We start from the raw sequence: 25275 nt of genomic DNA, 5'->3' as shown, positions 1-25275 counted from the left end.
GATGATGCAACTGTACCGCTGCGCCTGGCAACAGTGGAGCCGCATCCGACGAACTGCACTGCGGGGCGGCTGATTTGCTCTGGCGTGCGATGAACGGCTAGCGCGCGGCCTGCCAATCGGAACCCAGCAGGCCGAAAAAGTCCGTGTCGCAGATCTCTCCATTGATGATCCAGCGCTCGCGCATATGGCCTTCATGCACGAAGTGCAAGCTTTTCAATAGCCTGGCCGAGGCCGCGTTGCGCGGGTCGATGTCGGCCTCGATGCGGTGCAAATCCAGCACCCGGAAGGCGTAGTCGATCACGCTGGCCATGGCTTCCCGCATATAGCCCTTGCCCCAGAACGCACGGTCCAGCATGTAACCGATGTCGCAGCGTCGGTTCTGGCGGTTGAAGCTGTACAGATTGATAATCCCCGCCAGCTCGCCGTCCACCTCCATGCCCATGCGCAGCAGGTCGCCACTGTCGTACCCTGCCTGCGCGGCGGCGAGATAGTCCTCTGCCTGTTGCAGCCTGTCCCAGGGCGCGCTGCTCCAATAGCGCATGGCGTCCGGGTCGGAATACATGCGGTACAGTGCTGGCACGTCGGCGGCGCTCAGGGCGCGCAGTTGCAGGCGCTGGGTGGCCAGGGTGAAAGGCGCAAAGGCTGGCATGGAAGGCGAACTCCGGGGTTTTTGGACATTTTAACAAGGAAGCAACTTTGGCAGGTCTTGCCGATGTCGTGGGGTGATGTTAGATTGCCAAGACCCAAGCGATCGGAGGAATTCGGCATGCAACTCGGTGTATTTTCCCTTAGCCTGAACGTCAAAGACATACGTGCTTCGCGCGAGTTTTACGCGAAGTTCGGCTTCCAGGATTTTGGCGGCAACATCGAGCAAAACTGGCTGATCATGAAGAATGGCGAACAGGTGATCGGCCTGTTCCAGGGCATGATCGAGAAGAATACGCTGACCTTCAACCCGGGCTGGGATAGCAACGCCCAACTGGTGCCAGGCTATACCGATGTGCGCCAGCTGCAACGCCAGCTTGAAGAGAACGGGGTGATGCTGGCCGCGCGTGCCGACGAATCGACCACCGGCCCGGCCTACATCATCGCTGTCGACCCCGACGGCAATCCTATCCTGATTGACCAGCATATCTGATGAAGATCCGTTTAACGATAATCACGGCAGTACTGGCACTGGCTGCCGCGAATGCCTGCGCTGTGACGCCATCCGAAGAACTGGCGCGGCAGGCCGACGCCTGGGACAAAGCCATCATCAGCAAGGACCGCGCTGCCATTGCTGAAAACATGGCGGAAGATTTCCGCCAGATCAGCGCGCGCGGCGATGTGGCCGACAAGGCAGCCTTCCTCGATGCGATCATGTCGGCCAAGCTGGTGATCAATCCCTATGGCGTGGAAGACATGGATATCCGCTTCTACGGCGACGTGGCGCTGGTGAGCGGCCGCACGCGCATGACCGGCAGCTATGACGGCAAGCCATTCGGCAGCCATTACCGCTATGTTGACGTCTACCTGCGCAAGGAAGGAAAGTGGCGCGTCGCCAGCGTGCAGATTACGCCAGTACAGGAGTAAGACTTGACCGGCGCATGCAGATCAAAGGCAGCTCGTCAGGTCTTGTGCTGACGTCGCGCAGGGCTGCCACGTGCACTGATTCCGAAGTCGACGAACGGGTGAATCGCGAGGCCTGCCGCCGGGTCGGCCTGCGCTCGATGGCGATCCTGCCGCTGCTGATTGGCGAGCAGGCAGGCGGTGTACTGAAGCTGGCGTGGCGTGACCCGCGTCCTTTCGATGAGGACGAAGTGCCGGTGGGCCAGGCAGTTGCCGATATGACCGCCGCGCTGATGTTCCATGCTTCGCAAGAAGGCGCGCAAACGCTGCAGCGCAAGGTGACGCAGGACCCCGCGACGGGGCTGCCGAACCGTTCTTGGTTCTACGAGCAGTTGCGTGTTCGCGTCGACGATGCGATTGCGCGCAGCGGCCGCGTGGGCGTGATGGCGGCGCGCGTGCGTCCGCAACAGCGCGACGTGACGATGGAAATCGCCCGGCGGCTGGCCCGGGAATGCCGCGAGGGCGACGTTCTGGCGCGGCTGGGTGGCGACGAATTCGGCGTGATCCTGAGCGTTGCTGCGCGCCGCTCCATCATTCAAAGCCAGGAATAAGTGGATTCGCCGGCACCAGGGACGCTATGACCAGCCTGGTGATGGTTTCTTCCGCTTCGGCGAAGTCGGTGCCGGTCAACTGGCCGGCGCCAAGCACCAGCTGCATCTGTGCGGCAAAGTCGGCATATGACTGGGTCATGGCCCAGATGGCAAACAGCAGGTGGGTGGCGTTGACCGGGGCGATGCGGCCTTGGGCGATCCAGCGTTCGAAGACTTCGATATCCTTGCGCACCAGCGGCACCACGCGTTCGCGAATCTGACCACCGTACAGGGGCGCGCCGCTGATCACTTCCATAGCGTAGACGCGCGATCCGCATGGATGCTCGCGCGAGAAATCCAGCTTGGCCTTGATGTACGCACGCAGCACCTCGGCCGGCTCGCCGTCAGGCTCTGCGATATTGGCCATGCGCGCCAGCCACTCGTCCAGTACGTCGTCCAGCACGCGCTGGTAGAGCGCCTGCTTGGTGGAGAAGTAGTACATCAGGTTCTGCTTGGAGAGGCCGACGTTTTCGGCGATGGTGGCGACAGAGGCGCCTTCATAACCCGATTCGGCGAATACGCGCACCGCTTCGGCAGCGATCTCCGCCTCCAGGCGGTCGCGGTTGATCACGCGGCGCAGTTTAGCTGATGCCATGTTCCCTCCTCATGGACTGCAGGAAGTTCCGCAGTTGTGGGCTGTCCGAATACGCAACGTTGAAGCGGAACCAGATCGAGGCCGGTTGCCGCAGCTGGAAGAATTCACCCGGCGCGAGCAGGATGCCGGACTTCAGTGCCTGGTCGGCGAGCAGCTTGCCGTTGCATTCCGGCGTCGGTGCTTGCTGCCAGCCGGCGCTGACAAACATGCCGCCGCGCGGCCTGGCGATCGGCGCCATGCCAGCCAAGGCAAGCAGGTCGATGGTGCGCTCGCGACCTTCAGTCAGTTGCGCCACCAGCTTTTCCACCATGCGCTTGTAGGGCCGCGCTGTGATGGCGTGGTAGGCGGCGCGTTCATTGACTTCCGACGTGGTGAGGCCGGCCAGCATCTTCACGCGCACCAGTTCCGGCAGCAGGGAAGCGGAGGCGCAGATTGAGCCGACACGCAGAACCGGCGACAGCGTCTTGGAAAAACTGCCGACGCGGATCACGCGCCGCAAGCCATCCATCGCGGCCAGCGAGGCTTCGCCGCGCGCGGTGAGTTCGCGGTAGATGTCGTCTTCCACCAGCCAGAAGTCGAACTGCTCGGCAAATCCAAGCAGGCGGTGCGCCTGCGCCTGCGTCAGGCTGGTGCCGAGCGGGTTTTGCAGCACGGTATTGACGAACATGAGCTTGGGCTGGCTCTCGCGTGCTTGCGCCGCGAGGAAGTCCATGTCCAGGCCATGCTCGTCGCGCGGGATGCCGATGGCGTGGCAACCGTGGTGGCGGATCAGCGACAGCAGGTTGCTGTACACCGGGTCTTCCACGAAGACGGTGTCGCCCGGCTTGGTCAAGGTGCGCAGGATCAGGTCGAAGGCATGGGTGGCGCCGTGCGTGAGCAGGATCTGCTCCGCTTCGACGGCGAACAATTCGCCGCTTAAGGTGGACGCCATGTATTGCCGCAGGCCGGGGAAACCGAGCGGATGGCCGTAGCCGCGCAGCCGGTTGGCGGGAATGCGCATGGCGTGGCGCACGGCGTCGAGGATGGTGTCCTCGCCATACCATTCGGGCGGCAGCCAGCCGGCGCCGACCGGCAGCGCTTCGGAGGCGCCGGAATACAGTTCCGGGGTCAGGGCATCGACGGCGGCGGGCGTGGCGAACATGGCCGCCGGCGGCAGCAGGGCCGGGACGTCGTGGCGAGCAACAAAATAGCCGGAACCGCGGCGTGACGACAACAGTCCGAGCGTGACCAGGCGGTCGTAAGCCTCCACAACTGTAAAGGTACTGATGCCATTACACTTCGCGAATTGCCTGACGGAGGGCATCTTCGTGCCAAGGCGCAGCTCGCGGCTGGCCACCATGGCGCTGATGGCGTCCACGATCTGTTCAACCAGGCTGCCCTTCTTCGCGCGCTCGATGGAAAGCACGGGCCATGCGGAGTTTGGGTTTGCGCTATCGTCCATTCGGGCCTCTAAAACTGTACTGTTTTTGCTACCTGTACGGTTGGAACGTTTCCGCGTGTGTGTATATGTGCCATAGTTAACTTGCTGTCTATTATTGCATCATGATTTTGCCAACTGGTAAAGTTTTTTGAGCGTCGTAAAAAACCCACCAAGGGAGATAGCAATGAACGAAGCCCGGCCGCAGTCCCTGGCATCTTTCTGGATGCCGTTCACGAACAACCGAGACTTCAAGGCCAATCCGCGCCTGCTGGTTTCGGCGGAAGGTGTGTATTACAAGGACGTCGACGGCAACCAGATATTGGACGGCACCGCCGGCCTGTGGTGCGTACCGTGCGGCCACCGGCAGCCGAAAATCGTGGCGGCGGTCAGCGAGATGGTCGGCCAGCTCGACTTTGCACCAACCTTCCAGATGGGCCACCCGGCCGCCTTCGACCTCGCCGAAAAACTGATGGAATATACCAACCATCGCTTCGGCCACGTGTTCTACACCAACTCCGGCTCCGAAGCGGTGGACACGGCGCTGAAGATCGCGCTGGCCTACCACAAGGCGCGCGGCGAAGCATCCCGCACCCGCCTGATCGGCCGCGAGCGCGCCTACCACGGTGTCGGCTTCGGCGGCATCTCGGTCGGCGGCATTGCCGGCAACCGCAAGCCTTACGGCACGCTGCTGCCAGGGGTGGACCACCTGCCGCATACCCATAACCTTGAAAAGAACGCCTTCACGCGCGGCGAGCCGGAATACGGCACCCACCTGGCCGATGAACTGGAGCGCATCGTCGCGCTGCACGACGCTTCCACCATTGCCGCCGTGATCGTGGAGCCGGTGGCTGGTTCTACCGGCGTGCTGGTGCCGCCGAAAGGCTACCTGAAACGCCTGCGTGAACTGTGCACCAAGCACGGCATCCTGCTGATCTTCGATGAAGTGATCACCGGCTTTGGCCGCCTGACCACGCCGTTCGCCACCGACTATTTCGACGTCGAGCCGGACATGATGACCGCCGCCAAAGGCCTGACCAACGGCACCATCCCGATGGGCGCGGTGTTCAGCAAGAAGTTCATCCACGACGCCTTCATGGAAGCGCCGGCCGGCATTGAACTGTTCCACGGCTATACCTACACCGGCCACCCGGTGGCCTGCGCAGCATCGCTGGCCACGCTGGAAGTATTCAAGGAACAGAAGCTGCTGGACCACGCCAAGGAAATCCAGCCCTACTGGGAAGATGCGGTGCATTCGCTGAAAGGCCTGCCGCATGTGATCGACATTCGCACCATTGGCCTGGTGGCGGGCATCGAGCTGGCGCCGCGCGCAGGTGCACCCGGAGCGCGCGCGTACGCGGCGTTCAAGAAAGCTTTCGCGGATGGGCTGTTGATCCGCACCACCGGCGACATCATCGCGTTGTCGCCACCACTCACCTTTGAGAAGAAGCACATCGACGAATTGTTCGGGAAGCTTGGAAAGGTGTTGAAGGACCTAGACTAGAGGAGACGAACCATGTTGGTAGGCGTACCGAAGGAAATCAAGAATCAGGAATCGCGCGTTGGCCTTACCCCGGCCAGCGTAAAGGAACTGACACTCCGCGGGCACCAGGTCCTGGTGCAACACAACGCGGGCGCTGCAATCGGTCTGACCGACGAAATGTATGTGGGCTCCGGCGCCACGATCATCCCGACCGCGGAGGAAATCTTCGCCAAGGCGGAAATGATCGTCAAAGTGAAAGAGCCGCAGCCGCAGGAATGCGCGATGCTGCGAGAGAACCAGATTCTTTACACCTACCTGCACCTGGCTCCCGATCCAGAGCAGACCAGGGCGCTGGTGAAATCCGGCGCCGTCTGCATCGCGTATGAAACCATCACCGGCGCAAACGGCGGCTTGCCGCTGCTGGCGCCGATGAGCGAAGTGGCAGGGCGCATGTCGATCCAGGCTGGCGCTGCCCATCTTGAAAAATCCAAAGGCGGCATGGGGCTGCTGCTGGGCGGCGTGCCCGGCGTGGCGCCGGGCCATGTGGTGGTTATCGGCGCCGGCGTGGTCGGCACCAATGCGCTGCAGATTGCAGTCGGCATGGGTGCCCGCGTCACGGTGCTGGACAAGAACGTCGACCGCCTGCGCCAGCTTGACCTGGTGTTCGGCAACCGCATCCAGACCATGTTTTCCAACGCCCACACCATCGATGATGCCGTGACCGATGCCGACCTGGTGATCGGCGGCGTGCTGGTGCCCGGCGCCGCGGCGCCGAAGCTGGTCACGCGCAGCATGGTGTCGCGCATGAAGCAGGGCTCGGTGGTGGTGGACGTCGCCATCGACCAGGGCGGCTGCTTCGAAACCTCGCACGCCACCACGCACGAAAGCCCGACCTTCATCGTCGACGGCGTAGTGCACTACTGCGTCGCCAATATGCCGGGAGCCGTTGCCCGCACTTCCACCTTTGCGCTGAATAACGCCACTATCGGTCATGCCGTCGCGCTGGCCGACAAGGGCTGGTCCAAGGCCATGAAGGCCAACCCGCACCTGCGCAATGGACTCAATGTCTGCCAGGGACACGTCACTTATGAAGCGGTGGCGCACGACCTTGGCTATACCTACGTGCCGGCGGAATCTCTGCTGGCTTAATCCTCAGGGCTTGAAATGAGCAATCTCGATACTATTACCCACTTTATCAATGGCGCGAAGGTCGACACGGCCGGCGGGCGCTATGGCGATGTCTTCAATCCAGCGCTGGGCGAGCCGGTCGCACGCGTGGCGCTCGGCACTGCGCAGGAAGTGGATGCCGCGGTGCGCGCTGCGGAAGCGGCTTTCCCCGCCTGGTCGAACACGCCGCCGCTGACCCGCGCGCGCGTGCTGTTCAAATTCCTCGAACTGTGCCACCAGCACACCGAGGAATTCGCCGCCATGCTGACCCGCGAACACGGCAAGACGTTCGCGGATGCCAAGGGCGAAGTGGCGCGTGGTATTGAGATGGTGGAATTCGCGGTCGGCATCCCGCAGATGATGAAGGGCGAATACACCGACCAGATCGCGCGCGGCATTGACGCCTGGTCGATGCGTATGCCGCTCGGTGTGGTGGCGGGCATTACGCCGTTCAACTTCCCGGTGATGGTGCCGATGTGGATGTTCCCCATCGCTATCGCCTGCGGCAACACCTTCATCCTCAAGCCTTCCGAGCGCGATCCTTCGCCATCGCTGCTGCATGCACGCCTGCTGAAGGAAGCCGGCCTGCCGGACGGCGTGTTCAACGTCGTGCAGGGCGATAAGGTGGCGGTTGATGCGCTGCTCGACCATCCGGTAATCCAGGCGGTGAGTTTCGTCGGCTCGACGCCGATTGCGGAATATATCTACTCGCGTGGCTCGCAGCATGGCAAGCGTTTGCAGGCGCTGGGCGGGGCAAAGAATCATATGGTGGTGATGCCGGACGCCGATATGGACATGGCCGCCGACGCCCTGATGGGGGCCGCCTTCGGTTCGGCAGGAGAGCGCTGCATGGCAATCTCGGTGGTCGCGGCAATCGGCGATGCGGGCGACAAGCTGCTGGGCGCACTGAAAGAGCGCACTGCTGCACTGAAAGTGCGCGACGGCATGGCGTCGGATGCCGAAATGGGGCCGGTCGTTACGTCGGCCGCCAAGCAGCGCATCGAACGGTTGATCGGCGAGGGTGTGGAGCAGGGGGCGACCCTGGTGGTCGATGGCCGCAATTACCAGGTCGCCGACCGCCCGAACGGCTTCTTCATCGGCGGCACGCTGTTCGACCACGTCACGACCGACATGTCCATCTACAAGGAGGAGATCTTCGGCCCCGTGCTGTGCATGGTGCGCCTGCCGGACGTTGCGACGGCGGTAGAGCTGATCAACAGGAACGAGTACGGCAACGGCGTCGCGGTCTTCACGCGCGACGGCGGCGTGGCGCGCGAATTCGTGCGCCAGATCCAGGTCGGCATGGTAGGCGTCAACGTGCCGCTGCCGGTGCCGATGGCGTTCAATAGTTTCGGCGGGTGGAAGCGCAGCATGTTTGGCGACCACCATGCCTATGGTCCGGAAGGTGTGCGTTTCTATACCCGCCACAAGGCCGTGATGGAGCGCTGGCCAAATACCGCAAGTGCTGGCGCACAGTTTGCTTTCCCACAGATGAAGTGAGGATGGAACCAATGATCGAGTCACTCAAATACATACCGCAGCCGAAAGCCACGAACGAAGAGCTGGCCGGTCATTTCACCGACCTGGCGCCAGCCCTGAACGCGCGCCAGGCTGCTATTGAAAGCTCGCGCTGCCTGTATTGCTACGACGCGCCGTGTACGCGCATCTGCCCGACCAGCATCGATGTCGCGAGCTTCATCCGCAACATCCATGACAAGAACATCAACGGCGCTGCGGTGACTATCCTGCAGCAGAATATCCTTGGCGGCAGCTGCTCGCGCGTCTGCCCAACCGAAATCCTGTGCGAAGACGCCTGCGTGCGCAATCACGACGCGGAAGGCCAGCCGGTAAAGATCGGCTTGCTGCAACGCTTCGCACTCGATAACGCGACACTGGAAGGCCACCCGTTCAAACGCGCTCCCTCGACCGGCAAGAAAGTTGCCGTCGTCGGCGCCGGGCCTGCCGGCCTGTCCTGTGCCCATCGCCTGGCCATGCTGGGCAACGATGTCGTGATTTTTGAAGCGCACGAGAAATCGGGCGGACTCAATGAGTACGGCATTGCGAAGTACAAGCTGACCGACAATTTCGCCCAGAAGGAAGTGGACTTCCTGCTGGGGATCGGCGGCATCGAGGTGCGCCATGGCCAGAAGCTGGGAGCCAACCTGCACCTGAAAGAACTGCACGCGCAATACGACGCGGTTTTCCTCGGGCTTGGACTGGGCGCCAGCCGCGCCCTCGGCCTGACCGGCGAGGATGCGCCCGGCCTGATGGCAGCGGTGGATTACATTGCCGAACTGCGCCAGGCCGACGACCTGGCCAAACTGCCGGTGCCGCGCCGTGCCATCGTGATTGGCGCTGGCAATACCGCTATCGACATGGCGGTGCAGATCCAGCGCCTGGGTGCGGAGGAAGTGACGATGGTCTACCGCCGCGGCTTCGACGCCATGAGCGCTACCCGCCACGAGCAGGATATCGCCAAGGCCAACCAGGTGCGCATGCAGACCTGGGCGCAGCCGCAGCAAGTCCTGCTGGACGAAGCCGGCCGAGTACGCGGCATGCGTTTCGAACGCACGGCGATGGAAGGATCGCGCATGATCGGTACCGGCATTACGTTCGAACTGCCGGCCGATGCCGTCTTTAAAGCAATTGGCCAGGCGATGGAGCCGGCTGCACTGGCCGACCCGCTGGCTGCGATGCTGAAACGCGATGGCGACAAAATCCACGTGGATGACAGCTTCCGCACCATCCTGCCGGGTATCTATGCCGGCGGCGACTGCGTCTCGCTTGGCCAGGACCTGACCGTGCAAGCCGTGGAGCATGGCAAGCGCGCTGCAATGGCGATCCATTCCGACATCCAATCAAAGAAGGGGGCAGCATAATGGCCGACCTGAGCGTCAATTTCTGCGGCATCAAGGCGCCGAATCCATTCTGGCTCGCCTCCGCACCGCCGACCGACAAGGCATACAACGTGATCCGCGCCTTTGAAGCAGGGTGGGGCGGCGTGGTCTGGAAAACACTGGGTGAAGATCCGCCAGCCGTAAACGTGTCGTCGCGCTACTCCGCCATCTATGGCAAGAACCGCGAAGTCCTTGGCTTTAACAACATCGAGCTGATTACCGACCGCTCGCTGGAGCTGAACCTGCAGGAGATCACCGATGTGAAGAAGGCTTGGCCGGACCGCGCCATTGTGGTTTCGCTGATGCTGCCTTGCGAAGAACACTACTGGGCTGACATCCTGCCGAAAGTCGAAGCCACCGGGGCTGATGGCATCGAGCTGAATTTCGGCTGCCCGCACGGCATGCCGGAGCGCGGCATGGGTTCCGCTGTCGGCCAGGTGCCGGAATACGTGGAACAGGTGACGGCATGGTGCAAGAAGCATACCAAATTGCCGGTGATCGTGAAGCTGACCCCGAACATCACCGACATCCGGCGTCCGGCGCGCGCGGCCAAGGCCGGTGGCGCCGATGCCGTTTCGCTGATCAATACGATCAACTCCATCACCTCGCTGGACCTGGACAGGATGGTGGCCTTCCCCAATGTAGGCGGCGCCAGCACCCACGGCGGCTATTGCGGCCCGGCGGTCAAGCCGATTGCGCTGAACATGGTGGCCGAGATCGCGCGCGATCCGGAAACGCGCGGCCTGCCGATTTCCGGCATCGGCGGCATCGGCAACTGGAAGGATGCGGCTGAGTTCATCGCGCTGGGCGCAGGCTGTGTGCAGGTCTGCACCGCGGCGATGCTGCACGGCTTCCGCATCGTGCAGGAGATGAAGGATGGCCTGGAGCGCTGGATGGACTCCAAGGGCTACAGGACGCTGGATGATTTCATGGGCAAGGCGGTGGCGAATACCACGGACTGGAAGTTCCTGGACATGAACTACAAGTCCATCGCCCACATCAACCAGGACGACTGTATCAAGTGCGGCCGCTGCTATGTGGCCTGCGAGGATACTTCGCACCAGTCCATCTTCCAGTTGGTTGACGAAGCGAGCGGCACGCGGACGTACAAGGTCAATGACGAAGAATGCGTCGGCTGTAACTTGTGTGAAATTACCTGTCCGGTGCAAGGTTGTATTACGATGGTCGCAGTCCCCACGGGCAAGCCTTACATGAACTGGACGCAGGACCCGCGCAATCCTCGCGCCGAAATCAAGGAGACTGCATGAGCGACAATTCCCAGTTGTGGAACGAAGACCTGGCCCCGACCAATGAATCGCAGCGCACCTGGCGCTGGTATCACTTCGCTGCACTCTGGGTTGGGATGGTCATGTGCATCCCCGCCTACACGCTGGCTGCCAGCCTGATTGAAGGCGGCATGTCGGCGGGACAGGCTGTCCTCACTGTTTTTCTCGCCAACACCATTGTGCTGCTGCCGATGCTGCTGATCGGCCATGCCGGAACCAAATACGGTATACCGTATGCGGTGCTGGCGCGCGCCTCGTTCGGCACTTCCGGCGCGCGCCTGCCGGCGCTGATGCGCGCCATTGTGGCCTGCGGCTGGTACGGTATCCAGACCTGGTTCGGCGGGCAGATGATCTATACGCTGCTGGGCGTGATGATGGGCGGCGAGATCGGCGGCGCCAAGATCGGCGGTCTTGGCATCAATGGCGCGCAACTGCTTTGTTTCATTGCGTTCTGGGCGATCCAGTTCTGGTACATCGTGCACGGTATGGATGCGATCCGCAAACTGGAAACCTATACCGCACCGCTGAAGATCATCATCTGCTTTGTGCTGCTTGGCTGGGTCTACCAGAAGGCGGGCGGCTTCGGTACTTTGCTGGAGCAGCCTTCGCAATTTGTCGAAGGCGGCAAGAAGGCCGGCCAGTTCTGGCCGACGTTCTGGCCTTCGCTGACGGCCATGATCGGTTTCTGGGCCACGCTGGCGTTGAATATCCCGGACTTTACCCGCTTCGCAAAAACGCAGCGCGACCAGGTGCTGGGCCAGTCGGTCGGCCTGCCGGTGCCCATGGGATTGCTGGCGGCGCTGGCGGTGATCGTGACTTCCGCTACGGTCGTTTTGTACGGCAAGGCAATCTGGGATCCGGTCGACCTGGCCAGCCGCATGACAGGCGTGGCCGTGCTGCTTGCGCTGGTGGTCCTGCTGATCGACACCATCTCGGTCAACCTGGCGGCCAACCTGGTTGGCCCTGCCTATGACTTTTCCGCGTTGGCGCCAAAGCATATCTCCTACCGCACCGGCGGCTACATCACGGCCGGCATCGCGCTGGCGATGATGCCCTGGAAGCTGCTGGAGACGACGCAGGGTTACATCTTCACGTGGCTGATCGGCTATTCGGCCTTGCTTGGTCCAATTGCGGGCGTGCTGATCGTCGATTACTACCTGATCCGAAAGACAGAACTGAATGTCGGTGCGCTATACGTCGACAATGGCGAATACAGCTACACCAACGGCTGGAATTCCGCCGCGCTGCTGGCCTTCGCGTTCGGCGTAGCGCCTAATGTGCCGGGCTTCCTGAATGCGGCCTTTCCGGCATCGTTTGGCGACGTCGGCGAAGGCTTCAAGCTGATTTATACCTATGCATGGTTCGTCGGCATCGCAATTGCGGCGCTGGTGTACGGCATTTTGATGAAGGGCAGGGCCGCCCGCACGGTCCATCCACCATTAGCGGAGAAAGCCTAAATGGCGACATTGATTCGTGGCGGTACTGTAGTCAACGCGGACCGTGCGTTCCGCGCCGATGTTCTGTGCGAGGGCGACAAGATCGTCGCCGTCGGACCCGGGCTCGCGGCGCCAGCCGGGGCGGAAGTGATCGATGCCGGCGGCCAGTACGTCATGCCGGGCGGGATCGACCCGCACACCCATATGAACCTGCCTTTCATGGGCACCGTCACGCAAGACGATTTCTTCACCGGTACCGCTGCCGGACTTTCAGGCGGCAATACCACCATCATCGATTTCGTCATTCCAAGTCCCCAGCAGCCGTTGCTTGAGGCTTACCATCAGTGGCGCGGCTGGGCCGAGAAGGCTGCTGGCGACTACACCTTCCATGTGGCGATCACCTGGTGGTCGGACAAAGTACATGAGGAAATGGGCACGCTGGTACGCAGCCATGGTGTGAACAGCTTCAAGCACTTCATGGCCTACAAGAACGCCATCATGGCGGACGATGAAACGCTGGTGAAGAGCTTCCGCCGCGCGCTGGAGCTGGGCGCGATCCCGACTGTGCATGCGGAAAACGGCGAGCTGGTATACCAGTTGCAGCAGGATCTGCTGCGCCAGGGGATTACCGGCCCGAAAGCGCATCCGCTGTCGCGCCCTCCGGCTGTGGAAGCGGAAGCGGCCAACCGCGCCATCGCTATCGCCAATGTCCTGAATACGCCGCTGTACATCGTGCACGTGTCGTGCAAGGAATCGCTGGACGCCATCACCCGTGCCCGCGCTGCCGGCCAGCGTGTTTATGGCGAAGCACTGGCGGGCCACCTGATCGTCGACGACAGCGTGTACGACCATCCCGACTTCGAGTTCGCCGCCGGCCATGTCATGAGTCCACCGTTCCGCAGCCGCGAGCACCAGAAGGCGCTGTGGCAAGGCCTGCAAGGCGGCAACCTGCACACCACCGCCACCGACCACTGCACCTTCTGCGCTGAACAGAAAGCTGCCGGTCGCAACGACTTCACCAAGATTCCGAACGGTTGCGGCGGCGTGGAAGACCGCATGGCCGTAATCTGGGACGAAGGCGTCAACAGCGGCAAGCTGACGCCGTCCGAATTCGTGCGCGTAACGTCGGCCAACGCGGCGCAGATCTTCAATATCTATCCGCGCAAGGGCGTGATCGCTGCCGGTTCGGATGCGGATATCGTGGTGTGGGACCCGGAAGGAACCCGCACGATTTCGGCCAAGACCCAGTATGCCAAGGGCGGCTTCAATGTCTTCGAGGGACGTACCGTCAAAGGGATTCCGAGCACCACGGTGGCGGCAGGCAAAGTCGTATTCCATCGTGGAGATTTGCGGGCAGTCGAGGGGGCCGGGCGCCACATCGACCGTCCAGCTTTTGCGCTGGTGACGGCGCGCTAAGGAGCGCAGTATGAGCGATATACGCATTAACAGCGACCGCCTGTGGGATTCGTTGATGGAACTGGCCAAAATTGGCGCCACCCCGAAAGGCGGGGTCAAACGCCTGACCCTGACGGACCTCGATAAACAGGGCCGCGACCTGGTAACAGGCTGGGCGCGCGATGCAGGACTGTCGATCACGGTCGACCAGATCGGCAATGTGTTCATGCGCCGCGATGGCGAAGACAATACGCTGCCGCCAATCATGACCGGCAGCCATATCGACACCCAGCCAACAGGCGGCAAGTTCGATGGCAATTACGGCGTGCTGGCCGGGCTGGAAGTCGTTCGCACCCTGAACGACAAAGGCATCAAGACGCGCGCGCCAATCGAAGTCGCGTTCTGGACCAATGAGGAAGGCTCGCGCTTCGTGCCGGTGATGATGGGCTCTGGCGTGTTTTGCGGCGCCTTCACGCTGGAACATGCTTACGCCGCCAAGGACACCGAGGGCAAGACGGTAGGCGAGGAGCTGGAACGAATCGGCTACAAAGGCGAGCAGGTACCTGGCCAGCATCCGATCGGCGCCTATTTTGAAACGCACATCGAACAAGGCCCTGTGCTGGAGGATGCCGACAAGGTCATCGGCGTGGTTCCGGCTGTAATGGGGCTTTCATGGTACGACTGCACGGTGACCGGCATGGAGGCCCACGCCGGCCCAACGCCTATGCACCTGCGCAAGGATGCGATGCAGGTCGCGGCGCAGATCATTCCCGAAGTCGTCGCCATTGCCAACCGCTATCCACCTTACGGGCGCGGCACGGTTGGCATGATGCAGGTCTTCCCCAACAGCCGCAACGTGATTCCTGGCGAGGTCAAATTCAGCATCGACCTGCGCAATGTGAACGACGAGCTGCTGAACAAGATGCATGAAGACATGCTGGCCTTCATCGACAAGACTTCCGCCGAAACCGGGCTTCCGGTGAAGATTGAGCGCGTGTCATATTATCCGCCGTGTCCATTCCATCCCGACTGTGTTGGAGCTGTGCGTAAGGCGACCGCAAAATTGGGCTACTCCACAATGGACGTAGTCTCCGGCGCCGGCCACGACGCCATCTACGCCGCCCGTGTCGCCCCAGCCGGCATGATCTTCGTTCCCTGCAAGGACGGCATCAGCCATAACGAAATCGAAGACGCCAAGAAGGAGCACCTGGAGGCAGGCTGCAACGTCCTGCTGCACGCCATGCTGGAACGCGCCGGCGTCGTGTGAGCCTGGCGTGAGCGCGCCGCACGGCTGGCTTTATTGGGCATTGCTGTCGGCCGCCTTTGCCGCGCTGACAGCCATCTTTGCCAAGATCGGTATCCGCGATGTGGATTCCGACCTGGCGACGCTGGTGCGCACGGTGATCATCGTGGTCGTGCTGGCAGCCTTTGTCGGCCTGGCTGGAAAGTGGAGCGACCCGCGCGCACTCCCGGGCCGCACCTTGCTGTTCCTTACGCTCTCCGCTCTGGCAACCGGCGCATCCTGGGTTTGCTATTTCCGCGCCCTGCAGTTGGGCGAAGCATCGAGTGTCGCACCGGTCGACAAACTCAGTGTCGTGCTGGTGGCCCTCTTCGCAGTAGTCTTCCTCGGCGAACGGCCTTCGCTGCAGTCGTGGTGCGGCATCGGCATGATTGCCGGCGGAGTACTATTGCTCTCATGGAGAACCTAGCGCAAGCCAGCGGCTTGCGGTAATTTCTGGTATCGATTACCGCGGTATCAGCTTGATTCCTGGTAACTGGCGGCACATACTGCGGCTGTTTTTTTACTAACGAAAGCACCGCATGACCAAATACTTCGCCGTTTTCCTCGCAGCATTTGCATTGACCGCCTGTACCCGTTCCGTGGATAAGATTGCAGCCTCCGAAGCGGGCCATCCACCGAGCTTGTGGTCCCACCATAAAGTCCTCGAGATGCCTGTGGCCAGTTGCGCCATCAAGGCCAGGCAGGCGCTGGAATCGCTCAATTACAAACAGGTGGTGCAGGCCAACGATTCAGCCTACGGAAATCTCGGCAATACTCGCGCAGTAGTAAAGTGCGCGGAGATCCAGTATGGCTCGTTCGTCTATATGACCGTTGGCGGTGCGGATGGCAAGGCCGTTGAAAAGCAGCGCAACGCTATCGCCTCGAAATTCTGATCTATCAGCGGCCGAAGGCGATGCGGGTGATTGCGACGGTGGCTTCGTGCGCCAGGTCTTCCAGTTCTTTGTGCTGGGGGCGGGTTTCGGAGATGAACAGCATGGTGCCCAGCATCTGCGCCACAATCAGCGTGCCGCGAATTTCGCATTGCTGCATCGACAGCGCCGGGTCGATTTCGTGGATCAGGTTGCGCAGCGTCCTGCGGGCGCGGGTCATCATGGTGTCGAATAGTTTCGTGGCCACCGGATGACGGTTTGCCAGCGCAGCGATTTCGAAGAACAGCCCACTCGACACCTGGTCGCGCAAGTCGGCCAGGAAGTAATCAATGATCGACTCGAACAGCTCCACGCGCGGCCCGGTCCCGGCTGCGGCGACGCGTTCGTCGATGCCAGCCTGGTAGCGGGCGAAAGTCTGCTCCAGCAGCGCTTCGATCAGCGCATCCCGGCTCGGGTAATAGTGCTGCACCGTCGACAGGCTCACCCCAACCTGCTGCGCCACGCCGCGCATGGCCAGCGCCGCATAACCGTCGTGCGCCAGCAACAGGCGGGCTGCCTCCAGGATCGCACTGGCGCGCTCAAACCCTTTGGTAGTGGTGTTGGATTCCTTTGCCTGCAGGGGCGTGTCTGACTTTTTCTTCATAAGACACGAATTATCCCGTCGATTGACAAATAGGTCAACTGACCGATACTATTTCGGTCAACTGACCTATAACATCAACGGAGACCTTGCCTGATGATTCCTCGCACCTTATTCACCGAAGAACACGACATGCTGCGCGAATCCGCGCGCCGCTTCATGGAAACCGAAATCGCCCCGCATCATGAACGCTGGGAGGAGCGAGGCTATGTGGACCGCGACGCCTGGCGGAAGGCCGGTGCAGCTGGCTTCCTGTGCCCTACCATGCCGGAGCAGTACGGCGGCGTGGGCGTGGACCGCCGCTACAGCATGGTGCTGATCGAAGAACAGGCGCGCGTCGGCGCTTCGGGCCCTGGCTTCATGCTGCACTCCGAAATCGTGGCGCCCTACATCCTGCACTACGGCAGCGAGCACCTGAAGTCGCATTACATTCCCAAGCTGGCCACCGGAGAAATGATCGGCGCGATCGCGATGACCGAGCCTGGTACTGGCTCCGACCTGCAAGGCGTGGCCACCACCGCGATTCGCGACGGCGATTATTACGTGATGAACGGCTCCAAGACCTTCATCACCAACGGCTGGAACGCCGACTGCGTGATCGTGGTCGCCAAGACCGACCCGACGGCCGGTGCCAAGGGCATCAGCCTGTTCGTGGTCGACACCTCGATGGAAGGCTTCAGCAAAGGCAAACGCCTGAAGAAGGCCGGCATGAAGGCGCAGGACACCTCCGAGCTGTTTTTCGAAAACGTGCGCGTGCCGGCCCGGAACCTCCTGGGTGAAGAAGGCATGGGCTTCAAGTACCTGATGCAGGAACTGCCATGGGAGCGCATGCAGATCGCCATCATGGCGGTGCAAGCCGCCGAATCCGGCCTTGAATGGACCGTGCAATACACGCGCGACCGCAAGGCTTTCAAGCGTCCGATCGCCGAATTCCAGACCATTGCCCACGCGCTGGCCGAAATCAAGACCGAGGTGCAGATGTGCCGCGTGTTCGTCGACCGCTGCATGGAGCTGCTCATCGAGGACAAGCTCGATGCCGCGACGGCGTCGATGGCCAAGTACTGGACCACCGAAATGCAGTTTCGCGTGCTGGACAAGTGCGTGCAGCTTCACGGCGGCTATGGTTACATGTGGGAATACCCGATCACCCGCGCCTGGGCCGATGCACGCGTGCAGCGCGTGTATGGAGGCACCAACGAAATCATGAAAGAACTGATCAGCCGTACGCTGTAAGGAGACCAGCTTGGAAGCTTATATCTTTGACGCCGTGCGCACGCCGCGCGGCAAGGGCAAGAAGGACGGTTCGCTGCACGGTGTAACGCCGCTGCGCCTGGCGGAGACTGCGCTGCGCGCGCTGGTCAGCCGCAACAACTTCGACAGCGCGATGATCGACGATGTGGTGCTGGGCTGCGTGGAGCCGGTCGGTGAGCAGGGCGCCTGCATTGGCCGCGTGGCGGCGCTGGCATCCGGCTACGCCGAGTCGGTCGCCGGCGTGCAGATCAACCGCTTCTGCGCTTCCGGCCTCGAGGCCTGCAATATGGCTGCGGCGCAGGTGATGTCCGGCCAGTCCGACATGGTGGTCGGCGGCGGCGTGGAGGCAATGTCGCGCGTGCCGATGGGTTCTTCCGGCGGCGCATGGCCGGTAGATCCGCAAAGCGCTTTCGACTCCTACTTCGTGCCGCAAGGGATCTCGGCCGACGCCATCGCGACCATCTGGGGCTACAGCCGCCGTGATGTCGACGCGTACGCAGTCGAATCGCAGCAGCGCGCCCACCGCGCCTGGCAGGAAGGCCGCTTCGCACGCTCGGTGGTGCCGGTGGTGGACCGCAATGGTTTGACGATGCTGGCGCGCGATGAGCTGGTGCGTCCGGAAACTACCGTTGATTCGCTCGGCGCGCTGAAGGCGTCGTTTGCCGACATGGGCGCCAACTTTGGCTTTGATTCCGTCATCACGCAACGCTATCCCCAGATCGAGCAGATGCAGCACGTGCATCATGCCGGCAACAGCTCGGGCATCGTGGATGGTGCGGCTGCAGTGCTGATCGGTACGCGCGAAGCGGGCGAACGTGCGGGACTCAAGCCGCGCGCCCGGATCCGATCCTTCGCCTCGATCGGCAGCGAGCCTTCCATCATGCTGACCGGTCCAAGCTACGCCGCAGAAAAAGCATTGAAGCGCGCGGGCATGAAGGCGTCCGACATCGACCTGTATGAATTGAACGAGGCCTTTGCCTCTGTGGTGCTGCGTTTCATGGAAGTGATGAATGTGCCGCACGAGAAGATGAACGTCAACGGCGGTGCCATCGCCATGGGCCACCCGCTGGGCGCAACCGGCGCCATGATCCTCGGCACCTTGCTCGACGAGCTGGAACGCCGCGACCTGCAGGCCGGCCTTGCCACGCTGTGCGTTGGCGCTGGAATGGGCACTGCAACCATCATCGAGCGCATCTAAGGGAGACGGACAATGATCGATTACAGCCTGGATTCCCAAGGCGTTGCTACCCTGAGCTGGAATATGCCGGGGCGCAGCCAGAATGTTTTGAATGAGGACAGCTGCCTCGCACTGTGCGAACTGGTAGAGCGCGTGATTGCCGACGCAGCCGTGAAGGGCGTGCTGATGACGTCCGCCAAGCCGGACTTCATCGCTGGCGGCGACCTGGAATGGCTGCTGTCCGCGAAGACTGCCGAAGTGCTGTTTGAGCGCGTGGTGCGCCTCGACCGCGCGCTGCGCAAGCTGGAGACCTGCGGCAAGCCGGTCGCCATGGCGCTGCCGGGAACAACGCTTGGCGGAGGGCTGGAGGTGGCGCTGTGCGGCCATTACCGCGTGGCGGCCGATAACCCGAAAGCGCGTTTCGGTTTGCCGGAAGTGACGCTCGGCCTGCTGCCGGGCGGTGGCGGTACACAGCGTTTGCCGCGCCTGGTCGGCATCCAGAAGTCCTTGCCGATGCTGTTGGAAGGAAAGCGCCTGGGTGCTGCCGCTGCGCGCGAATTGGGCATCCTGAACGAAGTTGTCCCGGCCGGCACCGAACTGGATGCGGCGCGCGCATGGCTGGGAAGCGCGATCGCTGCCGGCGGCGTGCAGCAGCCCTGGGATGCGAAGGGATTCAAGATCCCGAGCGGCGCGGTATCTTCGCCGGCGGTGCAGCAGGTATTCATGGCGGCTAACGCCATGCTGCGTGCCAAGACCTACGGCAACTACCCGGCGCCGCGCAATATCCTGTCCTGCGTATACGAAGGCCTGATCACGGACCTCGACACCGGCTTGATGACGGAAGCGCGCTACTTCGTGCAAACCGTGTTGTCGCCGGAAGCGAAGAACATGATCCGCACGCTGTTCTTCAGCATGAACGAGGCAAACAAGCTGGCCTCGCGCCCGAAGGAAGTGCCGCAGCAGAAGTACAGCAAGATCGGTGTGTTGGGCGCGGGCATGATGGGCGCCGGCATTGCTTATGTCGCCGCCAAAGCGGGCATCGAGGTCGTGCTGGTCGATACCGCACAAGAAGCGGCCGAGAAAGGCAAAGCGCATTCGGCGGCGCTGCTCGCCAAGCAGCAGCAACGCGGCCAGGTCTCCGCCGAAAAATCGGAGGCGCTGCTGGCACGTATTACCCCGACGACCGACTTTTCGCTGCTGGCCGGCGCGGACATGGTGGTGGAAGCGGTCTTCGAAGATCGCGGCATCAAGGCCGACGTGACGCGCCGTGCAGAGGCTGTGCTGGGGGCGGATGCGGTCTTTGCGTCCAACACCTCCACCTTGCCGATCACCGGCCTGGCGGAAGCTAGCGCGCGCCCTGCCAATTTCATCGGCCTGCATTTCTTCTCGCCGGTGGACCGCATGGCCATCGTCGAAATCATCGTCGGCAAGCAGACCTCCGAAGCCACGCTGGCACGCTCGATGGACCTGGTTCGTGCGCTGGGCATGACGCCGATTGTGGTCAACGATGCGCGCGGTTTCTATACCAGCCGCGTGTTCTCGACCTATGTGCTGGAAGGCCTGGCTCTCCTGGCGGAAGGTGTCGCGCCCGCACTGATCGAAAACGCCGGCCTGCAGGCGGGCATGCCGGTCGGCCCGCTTGCGCTGACGGACGAAGTGTCGTCCGAGTTGATCTGGAAGATCGACCGCCAGACGCACCTTGACCTGGGCGATGCCTACCAGGCCCGTCCAGGCCACGAAGTCGCGGCGCGCATGGTGGAACTGGGCCGCATCGGCAAGAAGGCCGGCAAAGGTTTTTACGAGTATCCGGAAGGCGGCAGGAAGTCGCTGTGGAGCGGCCTGGCGGAACTGTTCCCACGCGCCGCAGTGCAGCCGGACGTAAATGCCGTGGCCGAGCGACTGACCGTGGTACAGGCTGTCGAAACCGCACGCTGCATGGATGAAGGCGTACTGCGCTCCGCGCGCGATGCGGACGTCGGTGCTATCCTCGCATGGGGCTTCCCGCCATTCCGCGGCGGTCCGTTGAGCATGATCGACAATGCCGGACCGGCGGCCTTCGTGGCGCAGTGTGAACGCCTGGCGGCCGCTCACGGTGACCGCTTTGCGCCGCCGGGGCAGTTGAAGGCGATGGCCGCTGCCGGGACTACTTACTACACGGAGCGTTGAGATGGGCGTGCTGTCCGGAGTCAGGATCATCGAGATAGCGGGCATTGGCCCGGGCCCGTTTTGCGGCATGCTGCTGGCGGACCTGGGCGCGGAAGTGATCGTGGTCGAGCGTCCCGGCCCGGCGGAGATACCGACCGCAGGCATCCTGCGTCGCGGCAAGCGCTCGCTGGCGCTGGATCTCAAAGAGCCGGGCGCCATCGATACCGTGCTGCAACTGGTCGAGGATGCCGACGGCCTGATCGAGGGTATGCGGCCCGGTGCAATGGAACGCCTTGGCCTGGGACCGGACGTATGCCTGGCGCGCAACCCACGCCTTGCCTACGGACGCATGACTGGCTGGGGCCAGGACGGTCCGCTGGCTCAGTCGGCAGGGCACGACAACAACTACATCGCACTTTCGGGAGCGCTGCATTACGCCGGCGCTGGCGACGTGCCGCCGGTAACGCCGCCAACGCTGGTCGGTGACCTTGGCGGCGGGGCGCTGTATCTTGCCCTGGGCCTGGTTTCCGCCGTTCTGCACGCACGCGGCGGCGGCAAGGGGCAGGTGATCGACGCTGCCATCGTCGACGGCTCCGCGCACATGATGAACCTCTTGCTGGACCTGTCGGCGGTGGGCCTGATGCGCGAGCAGCGCGGCACCTCGGTGCTGGATGGGCCGCACTGGTTCAACACTTACCGCTGCAAGGATGGACGCGATATCACCGTTGGCGCGCTGGAGGGCAAGTTCTACAAACTGCTGCTGGAGAAACTTGGGTTGGCTGGGGACCGGCGCTTCGCGGCGCAGCATGCCGCGGGCCAGTGGCCGCTGCAGCGGGCTGCGTTTGCCGAACTGTTTGCGATGCGTACGCGTGACGAATGGTGCGCACTGCTGGAGGGGACGGACGCTTGCTTCGCGCCGGTGCTGGCGCCGTCGGAGGCGGCGCAGCACCCGCATATGCAGGCGCGCGGCGTTTATTCCACCGAAGGAGTACTGCAAGCGAACGCCGCGCCGCGGTTCTCCGCCAGCCGGGCATCGTCGGGGCCGAACGCAATTCCAGCCGTCGGCCAGCACAACGAGGAAATCCTCGCGGCGCTGCGACGGTAGATGGTCTTATTGCGGCAGGAAGCCGCGCAGGAAGTCGAGCAATACCTGCGCGGCGATTTCCGCATCGTCGGCGGTCATGGTCTCCAGCGGGTTGTGGCTGATGCCCCCGTTGCCGCAGCGTGTGAACAGCATGCACACGTCGGTCAGGGCCGCAATCGCCATCGCATCATGGCCGGCACCGGATAGCAGGTCAAAGCGCGGCAAGCCGCTGCGCTGGACTGCATCGCCAAGCTGCTGCATCAACCACGGTGCGCACGGCGCGGCATTGGCCTGCACGATCTTCTCCACCTTGACTTCGATATTGCGGCGCGCGCAGATGGCCGCCAGCCCATCCAGCACATCGCGCACCGCCGCCTCGCGCACCGTATCGTCGGCAGCGCGGATGTCGAGCGATAGTTTGCATGCGCCGGGAATCACGTTGACCGAACCGCCGGGTACCTGAAGCTGGCCGACTGTTCCTACCAATGCCTCGCCCTGTGCACAACGCTGCTCGACCAGCAGCACGATTTCGGCCGCCGCCGCGGCCGCATCTTTGCGCATATGCATAGGCGTTGTGCCGGCATGGCTGGCAACGCCCTGCAATTCGACCAGGAAGCGCGAGCTGCCGGCGATGGCGGTCACGACGCCTACCGGCAGGCCATGCTGCAGCAGGACCGGGCCTTGTTCGATGTGGACCTCGACATAGGCGGCGATATCTTCGCGGCGCCGCGCAATCGCGGGAATGGCGGCGATATCGTGGCCTGCGGCGGCAAGCGCATCGCGCATCTTGACGCCATCGGCGTCAAGCGCGTCCAGCAGGGCCATATCGAACCTGCCGGTGACGGCGTTACTGCCAAGGAAGGTACTGCGGAAGCGCACGCCTTCTTCTTCCGCGAAGCCGATCACCTCGAAGTTGAAAGGCAGCTTTTCGCCCTTGGCGTGCAGGTGGCGCACGATGGCGATCGGCAGCAGGATGCCTAGGCGACCGTCGTATTTTCCGCCGTTCCGTACGGTGTCGTAATGCGAGCCGGTGAGGACGGTCTTTGCGCCTGGCGCATTGGACAGGTGGCGGCCAACGACGTTGCCAACAGCATCGATCTCGACCTGCATGCCGGCTTCGCGCATCCACGTGGCCAGTTGCGCGGCGGTAGCGCGATGGGCGTCGGTCATATAGGCGCAGGTGAGGGCGCCTTGGTCATCGCTCCACTGGGCCAGGTCTTCCGACCATTGCATGATCTGCGGGCCGAACTCCAGCTTCACGCCCAGCAGGTCGTTCAAGCGAATTTCGGCGATACGGTGAATCTGGCGCAGGCATTCCGCGGTTTCGTCCGCCTTCTGGTTTTTCAGGCGGCGTGCGAAGGTGGCGATGACGGCTTCGCGCGTCAAGCCTTGCCCCGTAGGACCTTTGACGGCAAGGATGAAGGGGAAGCCGAACTTGGCGTTGTAATCGGCATTCAGCTTATGCAGGGTTGCGAATTCCTCCGCGCTGCACAGGTTCAGGCCGGACCTGGCTTGTTCACTGGTTGATTCGGCAGTCAGTTCGCCGGCGATGGCGGCCTTGCCGGCCAGTTCAGGGTGGGCACGGATCAGGCCAAGCTGCTCGGCCTCGGTCGCACCATTCACCACGCCCTGCAATGCCTGCTTCAGCGCCGCCAATGTCGCAAATGGCCGCCGGGCCGCAGCGCGTTCCGGAATCCATGGCGAATGTTCGTAGATGCCGCGCAGGCGGTCAACAAAAGCGGCAAGGTCGCAGGAATTCAGTTCAGGGAGAGTCGTGGTCATTGCTTTGTCCTATCTTGAACAATCGATCATATCCCGATCAGTGTCTCGCGCCATAAGCGCCCCTATATACCTGCCATTATGAAAGTCGGGGTCAGGTCCGGCAATCGGACATTTGCGCAGCAAATGTCCGATTGCCGGACCTGACCCCGACTTTCATCACAGAGCCTTGGCGGCGGCGGTGACCTGGTCGCGCAGCCATTTGTGTTCGGGGGCCTGGTGCACGCGTTCGTGCCAGAGCTGGTAGAAGCGCATCGGCGGGAACTTGACCGGCGGCGTAAATACTTTGAGCGGTAGCGAGTTTTCGTAAAAACGCAGGAACTGGCGGCCTGTGGTCAGCACCAGGTCGGTCTGCGCCAGCATGTACGGGATCAGGCTGAAATAGGCCGATTCCACCGCTACATTGCGCCGCATTCCCTGGCGTTCCAGGAAGGAGTCGATCACGCCGCCGTATCCAGGCACCATTTGCGATGGTGCGACATGCGGCAGGGTGAGGTAGTCGTCCAGCGACATCGCGTCGCTGGCGGTGCGCTTGGCATATGGGCTGCCGGCATGCATGGCGCAGATGATCGGGTCTTCGAACAGTTTGGAAATGTGCAGGTGCTGCGGCGGTTCGTCCCAGTTGGCGATGACCAGGTCCATGTCGCCGTCCGACAGCAGGCGCAGGTAGTCGGTGCCGGGGCCGATCGAGTGGATCACCACGCGGCTCTTGGGTGAGCCCCGGCGTAGCATCGCCACCACATTCGGCAGGAACTGGCTGTCCAGGTAATCCGGCGCCGCGATGTTGAAGGTGCGCGCTTCCTCCTGCGCTACAAACGGCGTTTTTTTCACGAACAGCGATTCCGTCTCGTCCAGGATGCGCTTGGCCGGCTTGAGCAGGCTTTCACCGTGCTGGGTCGGCACCATGCCGCGCGCGCCGCGCACCAGCAGTGGATCGCCGGTCAGCTCGCGCAGTTTTCGCAGCGAGGCGGAAATCGAGGGTTGCGGTTGATTCAGTTTGAGCGCCACGCGCGACACGTTCTTCTCGACCAGCAGCAGGTAGAGAATTCGGATGAGGTGAATATCGAGGTGTTGCGGCAGGCCGGACATCTTGCTTACGTATATGAATTCGAATATCTTGAATATACGACATATTTCATGTCGTGGGGGCTCG

Annotated in this window: 23 protein-coding genes; 17 read left to right on the top strand and 6 right to left on the bottom strand. The window is 62.5% G+C overall.

Going from position 1 to position 25275, the window contains the following annotated elements; all coding sequences use genetic code 11:
- Positions 1-97: 97 nt before the first annotated feature.
- Positions 98-649: a GNAT family N-acetyltransferase gene (locus ASE26_RS04455; protein WP_057245665.1), complete on the bottom strand. Its 552-nt coding sequence runs from the start codon at positions 647-649 to the stop codon at positions 98-100.
- Positions 650-766: 117 nt separating this feature from the next.
- Between ASE26_RS04455 and ASE26_RS04450 the strand changes: the two genes are divergently transcribed.
- Genes ASE26_RS04450 through ASE26_RS04440 form a run of 3 tightly spaced genes read left to right on the top strand, consistent with a single transcriptional unit; the run spans position 767 to position 2159 of the window.
- Positions 767-1138, top strand: a complete 372-nt coding sequence (locus ASE26_RS04450; protein ID WP_055932909.1) for a VOC family protein — start codon at positions 767-769, stop codon at positions 1136-1138.
- Complete coding sequence (locus tag ASE26_RS04445) at positions 1138-1572, top strand: nuclear transport factor 2 family protein (protein WP_055932912.1); 435 nt, start codon at positions 1138-1140, stop codon at positions 1570-1572. Before ASE26_RS04450 ends, ASE26_RS04445 begins: the two co-directional genes overlap by 1 nt.
- A 14-nt stretch (positions 1573-1586) precedes the next feature.
- Entirely contained in the window at positions 1587-2159 is a 573-nt protein-coding gene (locus ASE26_RS04440) for a diguanylate cyclase domain-containing protein (RefSeq protein WP_055932915.1), read from the top strand.
- Here ASE26_RS04440 and ASE26_RS04435 read toward each other — a convergent pair.
- Positions 2140-2793, bottom strand: a complete 654-nt coding sequence (locus ASE26_RS04435) for a TetR/AcrR family transcriptional regulator (RefSeq protein WP_055932918.1) — start codon at positions 2791-2793, stop codon at positions 2140-2142. The genes ASE26_RS04440 and ASE26_RS04435 overlap by 20 nt on opposite strands.
- Entirely contained in the window at positions 2780-4234 is a 1455-nt protein-coding gene (locus ASE26_RS04430) for a PLP-dependent aminotransferase family protein (RefSeq protein ID WP_057245664.1), read from the bottom strand. Before ASE26_RS04430 ends, ASE26_RS04435 begins: the two co-directional genes overlap by 14 nt.
- 163 nt (positions 4235-4397) lie before the next feature.
- Between ASE26_RS04430 and ASE26_RS04425 the strand changes: the two genes are divergently transcribed.
- The 10 genes from ASE26_RS04425 to ASE26_RS04380 all read left to right on the top strand — a co-directional run bounded on the left by ASE26_RS04425 (position 4398) and on the right by ASE26_RS04380 (position 16049).
- Positions 4398-5714, top strand: a complete 1317-nt coding sequence (locus ASE26_RS04425) for an aspartate aminotransferase family protein (RefSeq protein WP_055932924.1) — start codon at positions 4398-4400, stop codon at positions 5712-5714.
- A 12-nt stretch (positions 5715-5726) separates the two neighbouring features.
- Positions 5727-6842: an alanine dehydrogenase gene (ald, locus tag ASE26_RS30440; protein ID WP_055932927.1), complete on the top strand. Its 1116-nt coding sequence runs from the start codon at positions 5727-5729 to the stop codon at positions 6840-6842.
- 15 nt (positions 6843-6857) lie between these two features.
- A complete protein-coding gene (locus ASE26_RS30435) occupies positions 6858-8360 on the top strand; it encodes a CoA-acylating methylmalonate-semialdehyde dehydrogenase (protein WP_055932930.1) in 1503 nt (500 codons plus the stop codon).
- Between the two features lie 11 nt (positions 8361-8371).
- Entirely contained in the window at positions 8372-9739 is a 1368-nt protein-coding gene (locus ASE26_RS04410; RefSeq protein ID WP_055933534.1) for an NAD(P)-dependent oxidoreductase, read from the top strand.
- Positions 9739-11025 (top strand): NAD-dependent dihydropyrimidine dehydrogenase subunit PreA, encoded by a 1287-nt coding sequence (gene preA, locus ASE26_RS04405; RefSeq protein ID WP_055932933.1) that lies wholly within the window; start codon positions 9739-9741, stop codon positions 11023-11025. Before ASE26_RS04410 ends, preA begins: the two co-directional genes overlap by 1 nt.
- Positions 11022-12500 (top strand): NCS1 family nucleobase:cation symporter-1, encoded by a 1479-nt coding sequence (locus tag ASE26_RS04400; RefSeq protein ID WP_055932936.1) that lies wholly within the window; start codon positions 11022-11024, stop codon positions 12498-12500. The genes preA and ASE26_RS04400 overlap by 4 nt, the downstream gene beginning before the upstream one ends.
- Positions 12501-13895 carry a dihydropyrimidinase gene (gene hydA / locus ASE26_RS04395; RefSeq protein ID WP_057245663.1) on the top strand — a complete coding sequence of 465 codons (1395 nt, stop codon included), beginning with the start codon at positions 12501-12503 and terminating at the stop codon, positions 13893-13895.
- A gap of 10 nt (positions 13896-13905) precedes the next feature.
- Positions 13906-15141 (top strand): Zn-dependent hydrolase, encoded by a 1236-nt coding sequence (locus ASE26_RS04390; RefSeq protein ID WP_055932942.1) that lies wholly within the window; start codon positions 13906-13908, stop codon positions 15139-15141.
- A gap of 7 nt (positions 15142-15148) precedes the next feature.
- Positions 15149-15583 (top strand): EamA family transporter, encoded by a 435-nt coding sequence (locus ASE26_RS04385; RefSeq protein WP_055932945.1) that lies wholly within the window; start codon positions 15149-15151, stop codon positions 15581-15583.
- Between the two features lie 112 nt (positions 15584-15695).
- Positions 15696-16049 carry a hypothetical protein gene (locus ASE26_RS04380; RefSeq protein WP_055932948.1) on the top strand — a complete coding sequence of 118 codons (354 nt, stop codon included), beginning with the start codon at positions 15696-15698 and terminating at the stop codon, positions 16047-16049.
- Positions 16050-16053: 4 nt separating this feature from the next.
- On the opposite strand, the gene ASE26_RS04375 is transcribed toward ASE26_RS04380, so the two are convergent.
- Complete coding sequence (locus tag ASE26_RS04375; RefSeq protein WP_055932951.1) at positions 16054-16689, bottom strand: TetR/AcrR family transcriptional regulator; 636 nt, start codon at positions 16687-16689, stop codon at positions 16054-16056.
- 93 nt (positions 16690-16782) lie between these two features.
- On the opposite strand from ASE26_RS04375, the gene ASE26_RS04370 reads away from it, so the two are divergent.
- The 4 genes from ASE26_RS04370 to ASE26_RS04355 are packed head-to-tail and all read left to right on the top strand — an operon-like array spanning position 16783 to position 22364.
- Positions 16783-17919, top strand: coding sequence for an acyl-CoA dehydrogenase family protein (locus tag ASE26_RS04370; RefSeq protein ID WP_055932954.1), 1137 nt, complete (start codon positions 16783-16785; stop codon positions 17917-17919).
- A 10-nt stretch (positions 17920-17929) separates the two neighbouring features.
- Positions 17930-19135 (top strand): acetyl-CoA C-acetyltransferase, encoded by a 1206-nt coding sequence (locus tag ASE26_RS04365; protein ID WP_055932957.1) that lies wholly within the window; start codon positions 17930-17932, stop codon positions 19133-19135.
- Between the two features lie 12 nt (positions 19136-19147).
- Complete coding sequence (locus tag ASE26_RS04360; RefSeq protein WP_055932960.1) at positions 19148-21280, top strand: FAD-dependent oxidoreductase; 2133 nt, start codon at positions 19148-19150, stop codon at positions 21278-21280.
- Between the two features lies 1 nt (position 21281).
- Positions 21282-22364 carry a CaiB/BaiF CoA-transferase family protein gene (locus tag ASE26_RS04355; RefSeq protein ID WP_055932963.1) on the top strand — a complete coding sequence of 361 codons (1083 nt, stop codon included), beginning with the start codon at positions 21282-21284 and terminating at the stop codon, positions 22362-22364.
- A gap of 6 nt (positions 22365-22370) precedes the next feature.
- Here the strand turns inward: ASE26_RS04355 and ASE26_RS04350 are convergent, their stop codons facing one another.
- Positions 22371-24125: an allantoate amidohydrolase gene (locus ASE26_RS04350; RefSeq protein WP_057245662.1), complete on the bottom strand. Its 1755-nt coding sequence runs from the start codon at positions 24123-24125 to the stop codon at positions 22371-22373.
- Between the two features lie 156 nt (positions 24126-24281).
- The gene (locus ASE26_RS04345) at positions 24282-25211 is read right to left on the bottom strand and encodes a LysR family transcriptional regulator (protein ID WP_055932969.1); all 930 of its coding nucleotides are present in this window, start codon (positions 25209-25211) and stop codon (positions 24282-24284) included.
- Positions 25212-25275: the final 64 nt, after the last annotated feature.

The sequence above is a fragment of the Duganella sp. Root198D2 genome (genome assembly GCF_001428585.1).
Lineage (GTDB): Bacteria > Pseudomonadota > Gammaproteobacteria > Burkholderiales > Burkholderiaceae_D > Rugamonas.
This window is presented reverse-complemented; position numbering and strand designations above follow the sequence as displayed.

What these genes read in the sequence shown, in the direction of transcription:
- ASE26_RS04440 (WP_055932915.1), top strand. Translation starts at nt 1,587, where the DNA reads ATGCAGATCAAAGGCAGCTCGTCAGGTCTTGTGCTGACGTCGCGCAGG.
- ASE26_RS04430 (WP_057245664.1), bottom strand. Translation starts at nt 4,234, where the DNA reads ATGGACGATAGCGCAAACCCAAACTCCGCATGGCCCGTGCTTTCCATC.
- hydA (WP_057245663.1), top strand. Translation starts at nt 12,501, where the DNA reads ATGGCGACATTGATTCGTGGCGGTACTGTAGTCAACGCGGACCGTGCG.
- ASE26_RS04345 (WP_055932969.1), bottom strand. Translation starts at nt 25,211, where the DNA reads ATGTCCGGCCTGCCGCAACACCTCGATATTCACCTCATCCGAATTCTC.
- ald (WP_055932927.1), top strand. Translation starts at nt 5,727, where the DNA reads ATGTTGGTAGGCGTACCGAAGGAAATCAAGAATCAGGAATCGCGCGTT.
- ASE26_RS04390 (WP_055932942.1), top strand. Translation starts at nt 13,906, where the DNA reads ATGAGCGATATACGCATTAACAGCGACCGCCTGTGGGATTCGTTGATG.
- ASE26_RS04375 (WP_055932951.1), bottom strand. Translation starts at nt 16,689, where the DNA reads ATGAAGAAAAAGTCAGACACGCCCCTGCAGGCAAAGGAATCCAACACC.
- ASE26_RS04355 (WP_055932963.1), top strand. Translation starts at nt 21,282, where the DNA reads ATGGGCGTGCTGTCCGGAGTCAGGATCATCGAGATAGCGGGCATTGGC.
- ASE26_RS04400 (WP_055932936.1), top strand. Translation starts at nt 11,022, where the DNA reads ATGAGCGACAATTCCCAGTTGTGGAACGAAGACCTGGCCCCGACCAAT.
- ASE26_RS04450 (WP_055932909.1), top strand. Translation starts at nt 767, where the DNA reads ATGCAACTCGGTGTATTTTCCCTTAGCCTGAACGTCAAAGACATACGT.
- ASE26_RS04455 (WP_057245665.1), bottom strand. Translation starts at nt 649, where the DNA reads ATGCCAGCCTTTGCGCCTTTCACCCTGGCCACCCAGCGCCTGCAACTG.
- ASE26_RS04435 (WP_055932918.1), bottom strand. Translation starts at nt 2,793, where the DNA reads ATGGCATCAGCTAAACTGCGCCGCGTGATCAACCGCGACCGCCTGGAG.
- ASE26_RS04380 (WP_055932948.1), top strand. Translation starts at nt 15,696, where the DNA reads ATGACCAAATACTTCGCCGTTTTCCTCGCAGCATTTGCATTGACCGCC.
- ASE26_RS30435 (WP_055932930.1), top strand. Translation starts at nt 6,858, where the DNA reads ATGAGCAATCTCGATACTATTACCCACTTTATCAATGGCGCGAAGGTC.
- ASE26_RS04350 (WP_057245662.1), bottom strand. Translation starts at nt 24,125, where the DNA reads ATGACCACGACTCTCCCTGAACTGAATTCCTGCGACCTTGCCGCTTTT.
- ASE26_RS04445 (WP_055932912.1), top strand. Translation starts at nt 1,138, where the DNA reads ATGAAGATCCGTTTAACGATAATCACGGCAGTACTGGCACTGGCTGCC.
- ASE26_RS04410 (WP_055933534.1), top strand. Translation starts at nt 8,372, where the DNA reads ATGATCGAGTCACTCAAATACATACCGCAGCCGAAAGCCACGAACGAA.
- ASE26_RS04370 (WP_055932954.1), top strand. Translation starts at nt 16,783, where the DNA reads ATGATTCCTCGCACCTTATTCACCGAAGAACACGACATGCTGCGCGAA.
- preA (WP_055932933.1), top strand. Translation starts at nt 9,739, where the DNA reads ATGGCCGACCTGAGCGTCAATTTCTGCGGCATCAAGGCGCCGAATCCA.
- ASE26_RS04360 (WP_055932960.1), top strand. Translation starts at nt 19,148, where the DNA reads ATGATCGATTACAGCCTGGATTCCCAAGGCGTTGCTACCCTGAGCTGG.
- ASE26_RS04425 (WP_055932924.1), top strand. Translation starts at nt 4,398, where the DNA reads ATGAACGAAGCCCGGCCGCAGTCCCTGGCATCTTTCTGGATGCCGTTC.